Genomic DNA, 8,077 nt, shown 5'->3' with positions numbered 1-8,077 from the left:
GGACGAAATTACAGCGTACACCTGTTTTTACAGTGGGATCGCGAACAGAGGGATGGGGCGAAACAGTGGATCAAAACCTTTTCCCAAACCCATGTAAAATCGGCAAGACACCAATCCGACGATGCTCTGCGCTATCGAAAAGAAGGGATTTCGGGCGGCATTTTTGCCAACGTTTTCTTAACTCGCAAGGGTTACGAGGCGCTGGGATTTGCGCCCTTTAAAATTCCCAAAAATCAGCCCTTTACGATGGGGATGAAAAACCAGCAAATTGGCGAGATATTGGGCGATCCGAAGGTGGAAGAGTGGGAGGTTGGCTATCAAAAAGAAATTCACGCTTTAATTTTGATCGCCGATGACGACCTAAATAACTTGCTGCAAACGGTCAATCACATCTGTCAAGAACTGCGACAAGTTGCGGTAATTTTGCACCGGGAAGATGGGTTTATTCTCAGAAATAAAGCCGGACAAATTATCGAACATTTTGGCTTTGTGGATGGGGTCAGCCAACCTTTATTTATCAAGCGAGACATTGTGAAAGCGCAAGTTAACGACTGCGGTTTTGATCAGTGGGACTCTCGCGCAGCTTTGGATATTGTTTTGGTCAAAGATCCCAACGGGAAAACTGAAGACAGTTACGGGAGTTATTTGGTTTATCGAAAACTCGAACAAAATGTTAAAGCTTTTCGCGAAGATCAAGAAAATCTAGCCCGAACTTTAAACATAAAAGAAGATTTGGCGGGCGCTTTGGTGGTTGGTCGTTTTCCCGATGGAACTCCCGTCACAAAATCCGATATTCCCACCTATGCGCTGACTCCGACCAATAACTTTAATTACGATGAGGATATTGCGGCGACAAAATGTCCGTTTCACGCTCATGTTCGCAAAACAAATCCTCGCGGCGATACGGGACGGGTAGAGTCTTCCCCCGGTTATGATGAGTCTTTAGGAATAGAGAGAAGCCATCGGATTACCCGTCGGGGGGTTAGTTATGGAGAAAAAGACCCCAACCAAGCGCCGGAAACCGGTTCGGGATTGCTGTTTCTTTGTTTTCAAGCTGATATTGAAAACCAGTTTAATTTTATTCAGGCGAGATGGGCAAATCCCAATCGTTTTGTGAAAGTCGGCGTCGGTCCCGACCCGTTAATCGGTCAACCCCAAGGCAGCCAAAAATGGCCCGAAAAATGGGGCGAAGAGGGTACAAAAGATTACCCTTTCAAACTCTGGGTATCGATGAAAGGCGGAGAATATTTCTTCGCGCCCAGTTTGAGTTTCTTGATAAAATTGACTTAGATTTTTAAGTTTTTTTAGCCTTTATCATTATTTTTTTGGGAAAGTTACCGGATAAAGGCTATCTCTAATTTTTGATTGGGATAGAGCTATCTTTTTGTTTACCATTGAGTTTTCAGGAGAGCTATGACATTATCGACTGTAATCAGCATTGCCATCAGTTTGAGTTTTATCTACTTTGTTTTGAGTTTGATCACCTCAGAAATCCAAGAGGTTATCGCTTCATTTTTGAAATTACGCTCTAAAAATTTGAAAGAATTTATCATACATCTTGTTGGAGAATCCGACAAAACAGGTAATTTAAAAATAACCAAAATGCTTTACGATAAATATTTAATGTCTATCCAAACCTCCCAGTCATATTACCAGAGAAATTCTCCCCAATTAACATACATTCCTCCCCGCCAATTTGCGAATGGCATAATCGGCATATTAAGTGAAGAATTAAAATTGAATAATAAAGAAGAGGATTATTTGGATGATTTAACTAAGGTCGCCGATAAAATTAAGGAGTCCCCTTTACCTGAAAAACTTAAGAATGAGATCATTATAGTCCTAAGAAATGCCAATGCTAAGGTTGTAGAACCCGAAAAGAAATTTGAAACATTACAGCAAGAAATTGAAACTTGGTATCAGAATTCAACAGAATACGCTTCGCGGCTTTATCAAAAAAAAGCTATAATTCTTTCTCGAATTTTAGCTCTTGTCCTGGTAATTATGTTTAATGTTGATACGATCAATATTATCGATCATTTATCCAAGAGTGAAGTTTTATCTTCCACCTTCAGCAGCACAATTATGGGAGTGATTCAATCGAGTGACAGGAGCGATTACTGTTCAGAAAATGATGAAACATTAGATTTTAAAAGTTGCATGGAAGGGATTGAAGATGAAGTTAAAGCCATTTTAGATCGTGTTGATAACTTACCGATTGGTTGGAATTGGTCTGATCCTTGGAAAGAACAGTTTACTCCCTTAAATTCTGGAAATGTAATTAATGCGATAACGGGTTGGATGATCAGTGCTATTGCCATTTCTATGGGCGCTCCATTTTGGTTTGATATTCTGAAAAAATTAACACGCATAAAGTCAGAAAATTCATCAAAAAATGAGTCCTAAAAATTATGATTTTTCCAACCAAGTCAATACAAATAACAGAGTTATGACCAACTTATCTCAGTCGATCAATGTGATAGCGGAATTAACTGTAGCCCCAGGTAATATTACTATCACACCAGAGGGTCGTATTTTTCTCAGTCTTCACCAGTTTTACAATCCCGATTTCCACGTCGCTGAACTGGTTAATGGAAGTTTAGTTCCTTTTCCGGGTGAAAACAAACAAGGAATTACTTTTGAGGCTGTTTTAGGTATTCACTGCGATCTTAATGGTTGTCTGTGGATACTGGACAATGGCAATCAAAGTCAGTCCGTCCCGAAACTGGTGGCTTGGGATCTGGATGAAAATCAACTCGCAAAGGTTATTTATTTACCTCCCCCCATTACCCGTTCTAACTCCTTTGTTAATGATTTAGCCGTCGATTTAACTCGCAATGTTATTTATATATCCGATCCGATTTACGGCACAGAATCGGCCCTAATTCGAGTCGATTTAAACACGGGATTAGCCACACGTATTTTACAAGGGCATCAAAGTGTAATTCCAGAAAATCTAGATCTAATTATTGATGGCGTTGCAGTTGAAATTAAACAACCCGATGGCAGTTTGATTCGTCCTCATTTGGGGGTAAATGGCCTTGTTCTCGATGTTAACAATGAATGGCTCTATTTTAATCCCATGCACAGTACCAGTATGTATCGCGCCAAAAGTGCGGATTTGTGCAATCCCGATTTGAGCGATGAGGAACTAGCCAGTCGGGTTGAACGATACAGCGATAAACCAATTTGTGATGGGATTTCCATCGACCAAGATAACAATCTCTATGTGGGAGATTTGGCTGCTAATGGCGTAGGAGTAATCAAACCGGATCGCTCCTACCAACTGTTAATTACCGATGAAAAATTATCTTGGGTAGATTCTTTTAGTTTCGGATCAGACGGTTATTTGTATTGTAATTGCAATCAATTACACCGTTCTACACCTTTACATGGCGGAAAGAATATTGCCACACCGCCTTATTATATTTTCCGCCTGGAACCTTTAGCGCCGGGAATCGTTGGGCGTTAAGAAACACCAGCTACAAAAGTCAATAGTCTATTGAGGAATAGGTGGGGTAGAAATCACCGATCTACAAGGGATTTTTAGGTCAATTTCAGATGTACACAACACAAAAGGTACTTATGGGGAACTCAAAATCAATAAAATTTCTGACCTCTGTTGTTATTGTCTTGATGGCGATCGCATTGATCGGGTTTAAACCGAGTGTTGCATTGGCAGATAATGCCCTGTGCGCTCCGGGTTTTCCTTCGGTTTGGGCGACTTCAGCTAAAGACTTTCTCGGAACTTCATTGAATCCGAAATCTAACGTCTATTTCACGGGAGCCGAAGGGATTCTCACCGAAGTCTTTTACCCAACAGTAGATCAAGTGCAGAATGTTGATTTGCAATTTCTCGTCACCGACACAGCCAAAACTTGGGGAGATGAAGAACGCAAACAAAAACAACATCAAATTGTTCAAGTCAATAAGCGAGCAATGGTGTGGCAAGCAACCACCACCGATGATGATCGGCGATGGAAAATCACCAAAAAGTTTTTTACCGATCCTGAGCGTCCGACGATGATTCAAAGAGTCACCTTCGAGGCTTTAGAACCCGGAAAAACCGTCAAAGACTATAACGTTTACCTTCTCAGTAATCCTGCCATTAATAATAGTGGCAGTGGCACTCAGCCCAACCAACCCCCAGTCTGTAACGGTACTGCATCTGGAGGTTCAGACAATTCCCGGACGCTCACTTCTGGCGATCATACCTTTTTAGTTGCATCCGAACCCAATTCAACTTCTTCGGCGTTGGCGACTTCTTTACCTTGGAAAAAGGTTAACAATACCTTGATGGTTTCTAACGGTTTCGTGGGGAGCGACGATGGTTATACCGACCTTTTCGGCGGGAGCAACGATAGAACGATGGACTGGCACTATGATGGTGCTTTTCAAGGTAACGTCGCACAAATAGGTTGGATCGATTTTGGCGACAGTGATGAGCGCAGTATTTCTTTTGATGTGGTCTTGGCTTTTGGCAACAACGAAACCGCAGCGATGAATGAAGCCAACGCCACTCTCACTGGCGATTTAGCCGCTTTGGAAAATACCTATACTCAGGAATGGATCGCTTACACTCAAAAACTCAACGATCTCGGTGGCTTGGCTGACGATCAATATTATTTGGCAGCCATGACCCTAAAAATGATCCAAGACAAGAGTAATGGTGCGATGATTGCTGGGTTGGGAACCCCTTGGGGCGAAAGCAATACTGATAGCAACGAAGGTGGCTACCATTTGGTCTGGTCACGGGATTTATTCAAATTTGCTAGTTCATTGATTGCAGCAGGTGATAATGATTCGGCAAATCAAGCCGTTGATTATCTATTTAACGTGCAAATGCAAACAACAACCAGCGATAATCCCTATTCCTATTCCCGTCCCGGTCGCTTTCCCCAAAATACTTTTGTTGATGGCCGAATTTGGTGGAATGGGACTCAGATGGATGAAACGGCGATGCCGATCATTTTGGCTTGGAAACTCAATCGTACTGACTTATGGCCGAAAATTAAATTAGCCGCCGAATATCTCGCTCATAACGGCCCTTTTACCGGCCAGGAACGTTGGGAAGAAATGCCCGGTTATTCCCCTTCTACGATTGCGGCAGAAATTGCAGGTTTGGTGACTGCTGCCGATCTAGCTAATCAAGCTAACGATCCCTTAGCTGCTGAATATTACCTCAAAAAAGCCGATCAGTGGCGCAATAATATCGCTAACTGGACATTTACTACGAACGGGCCTCACGGTAATCATCAGTATTATGTCAGAATCAGTTGCCATGATGTCGATAACCAGACCTGCAAACCCAGCTTAAACCAAGCTGACATCAACGCTAACGCCAGTATTCAACTGAGATACGGTAATGGGGGAGGTACTCACGACCAACGCGATATCGTTGATGGTGGATTTTTGGAATTAGTGCGTATGGGGGTAATGAGTCCCAATGATTGGACAATTTTAGAAACCATTCCCGAATATGATACCCTGCTCAAGCAAACGTTTGCCGATCGCGGAGATGCCTGGTTCCGTTACAACTACGATGGTTATGGAGAGTACAACGACGGTCGTAGCTACGATGGTAGTGGTCGCGGTCGTCTTTGGCCAATCTTTACCGCCGAACGGGGAATTTACGAAATCGCCAAATTAGGTGACGGTTCTGTTGGAGAAAGTTATGCTAAAGCGCTGAAAGCCTTTTCCTCAGAAGTGGGATTTATTCCCGAGCAGATTTGGAATCAAAATGCTAGTATTACGGGCTGGGAAACAACTACATCCGCTCCCAATATCCCCGGTACGGCGACTCGCTCGATGCGTCCCCTCAGTTGGGCTATGGGCGAGTATATTAATCTGTTAACGGCGATCGAGCAAGCAAAAGGGGACGCTCCTAAAGTCGTTTGTCAGCGTTATGCTTGCGACGGACCCCAAACGAAAGTCACCTTTAAGGTTAATGCGACCACCAACCCCGGAGAGAATATCTATTTGGTTGGCAATCATCCCCTGTTAAGCAATTGGGAAAATACTTCTGGTATTAAGTTGTCTCCTAATGCTTATCCTGTTTGGGATGTTACCGTTTCGCTGCCCGCTTCGACAGCTTTTGAGTACAAGTTTGTTAGACTTGATCACAATGGCAATGTTGTTGGAGCAGAAGGGGTACAACAGTCTTTTGTCACACCTTCAAGTGGTAGTATTACCCTTAACGATACTTTATAACTCAATCACTGAGTTGGCGTTCAGAGAATAATATAATTGAGAGCCAAGTTCGGGAATTTATCGATTAAGTTAACTCCTGAACTTGGCGAAAATATTGAACCTAATACTAAATCCGGTTGTCATACCCCCCTAAATAGAACAGAGCCAATGATAGTTAGTTAAATTTCTAATTTCCTCCTTCATGTTACTCAAAACATTACAACGTTTGACTAACAACTCCTCGATTTCATCCAGGCTCTCAAAACACTCATTGACTAAGGGTTCATCTACTAATTTCCAGAGTCAATAGCCGGTTGTAATTCGGTCGCTATCATTAAACGGGGGATTTGCCAATATAAAATCCGCCTTCAGGTCATAGCATCTGGTGCGCCTTGTAGAACAGCTTTCTCGTAAGTTTTAGAGCGATCGCGTGAAACGATTTCTACCCCTGGATGCTCTTTTAACCACTCAACTAAAGTTTCGGCTTCACGGTCTTTTAATAGAGTTATTGGTTGACTTTTTTCGCTTGTCAACTAATATTGTAGCGTAAGTATGACGTTTACGGAAGGCTCAGTCGTCTACTCCCAAAATTCGAGGTGTTTTAATCGGGGCTAAGGGAATTCTACGCACCAAGTTTAACAGAGTATTGCGGCTGACGAGCGAAACCGAAATATTTACTTAACCTGACACCAGCATTTCCAGCTAAGGCTAAACCGATAGCTGTTAACTGTTGAGTTAGCCGTTGCGTTTTTCTTGCCCAAGAGACCGCTACATCTGTAATTCTTTCGGCAAATATTCGTCGTTGACAGCCGGGATTATTACAGAAAAATTTTCGCACATCTAGTTTTAATGTTACCCGAAAATTGGCCCAAGACAAATCACTTAATGTTCGTTGGTATTGGCTGTGAACCCGATAACTGAGTACCGAACAAACTGGACATCTGACTAAATTTTGTATTCAGGTAGCATGGACTGTAATGTGAGTTCCTGCCTCATCTAACTCCCAATTATTTAATTGGAGAATTCTTGGATCGGGTAGTAAACTTGGAACAATTTCTTTCAATGTTATACTTGTATGCGCTTCCTGAAGGACACCCGATTATAAGAATGTTGAAAAATCACTTTCTGTAACGTTCTTTTCAAGTTCATGTCGCGCTCGTATCGAGACTCAGGGCGCGAGTCATAGGCGAGTGTCCCCCGGTCGGCGCAATCCCTTCGGTGTGGGCGATTGCGATCGCCATCTACTGCGATCACCAAAAGTTGCCAAGACCCCTAATGTGAGCAGGAAATTGTCTTGTTTGCGAGCATGGGCGTTCTTATTTGCAAACAACTACAGTTAGGAGTATTTCCCAAAATTCGGGTTTGGGTGGGGGTGGAAGTTCGATGTCTAACGCGGCTTGCATGGAACTGACTTTACTGCTGAGTTTCTCAATTTCTTTTTCTAATGTTGATAAAGACTGTTGTTCGTTCTTGGCTTTGTAAGCGGCGGCGAGTACCACCCAATACCACCGTTGAAAGAGTTCGGGTTGGTAATATTCCAAGATTTTTGCGAGGCGATTTGTATGACATTCTTCCAGGAGAGATTGGAACTCAAATTGACCGTCTGACCAGGATATTAACGGGGTATCCCAGAAAAATCCACCGAATAAACCCGCAATAAATTATTTGAACGATCTGATAGACATTGGATTATTCTCCTTAATAAAGTAGATATTTTGCCGGGTGAATTATGCTGAAATGTTGTCAACGATATTGCCCCCAAACCCCAAAAATTGGCAGGGCTGTTTCGCTCGTCGGTAAACATTTGCTTAGAACCTCTCCCTAACCCTCTCCACCTCTCCCTGCCCTCTCCACCTCTCCCCATCCCTCTCATACCTCTCCCTAACCC

7 protein-coding genes are annotated in these 8,077 nt (G+C 42.8%); 4 read left to right on the top strand and 3 right to left on the bottom strand.

Annotation, left to right across the window (positions count from 1 at the left end):
- The 4 genes from WN50_RS09880 to WN50_RS09865 form a co-directional block, all read left to right on the top strand.
- On the top strand, positions 1 to 1,290 hold a 1,290-nt coding region (locus WN50_RS09880; RefSeq protein WP_049558947.1), incomplete at its 5' end, for a Dyp-type peroxidase.
- A gap of 123 nt (positions 1,291 to 1,413) precedes the next feature.
- Positions 1,414 to 2,406 (top strand): hypothetical protein, encoded by a 993-nt coding sequence (locus WN50_RS09875; RefSeq protein ID WP_046277968.1) that lies wholly within the window; start codon positions 1,414 to 1,416, stop codon positions 2,404 to 2,406.
- A gap of 43 nt (positions 2,407 to 2,449) precedes the next feature.
- Positions 2,450 to 3,472: an L-dopachrome tautomerase-related protein gene (locus WN50_RS09870; RefSeq protein ID WP_046277977.1), complete on the top strand. Its 1,023-nt coding sequence runs from the start codon at positions 2,450 to 2,452 to the stop codon at positions 3,470 to 3,472.
- A gap of 113 nt (positions 3,473 to 3,585) precedes the next feature.
- Positions 3,586 to 6,210, top strand: a complete 2,625-nt coding sequence (locus WN50_RS09865; RefSeq protein ID WP_082172397.1) for a glycoside hydrolase family 15 protein — start codon at positions 3,586 to 3,588, stop codon at positions 6,208 to 6,210.
- A gap of 347 nt (positions 6,211 to 6,557) precedes the next feature.
- On the opposite strand, the gene WN50_RS33915 is transcribed toward WN50_RS09865, so the two are convergent.
- The 3 genes from WN50_RS33915 to WN50_RS09855 form a co-directional block, all read right to left on the bottom strand.
- On the bottom strand, positions 6,558 to 6,722 hold the full coding sequence (locus WN50_RS33915) for a transposase (RefSeq protein WP_152964761.1): 165 nt from the start codon (positions 6,720 to 6,722) through the stop codon (positions 6,558 to 6,560).
- Positions 6,723 to 6,811: 89 nt separating this feature from the next.
- A complete protein-coding gene (locus WN50_RS33330) occupies positions 6,812 to 7,147 on the bottom strand; it encodes a transposase family protein (protein WP_152964760.1) in 336 nt (111 codons plus the stop codon).
- Between the two features lie 358 nt (positions 7,148 to 7,505).
- A complete protein-coding gene (locus tag WN50_RS09855; RefSeq protein ID WP_046277966.1) occupies positions 7,506 to 7,730 on the bottom strand; it encodes a hypothetical protein in 225 nt (74 codons plus the stop codon).
- Positions 7,731 to 8,077: the final 347 nt, after the last annotated feature.

Source organism: Limnoraphis robusta CS-951, assembly GCF_000972705.2.
Note: the sequence above shows the minus strand (reverse complement) of the source record. Positions and strands in the feature narration are given on the sequence as shown.

What these genes read in the sequence shown, in the direction of transcription:
- WN50_RS09875 (WP_046277968.1), top strand. Translation starts at nt 1,414, where the DNA reads ATGACATTATCGACTGTAATCAGCATTGCCATCAGTTTGAGTTTTATC.
- WN50_RS09870 (WP_046277977.1), top strand. Translation starts at nt 2,450, where the DNA reads ATGACCAACTTATCTCAGTCGATCAATGTGATAGCGGAATTAACTGTA.
- WN50_RS09865 (WP_082172397.1), top strand. Translation starts at nt 3,586, where the DNA reads ATGGGGAACTCAAAATCAATAAAATTTCTGACCTCTGTTGTTATTGTC.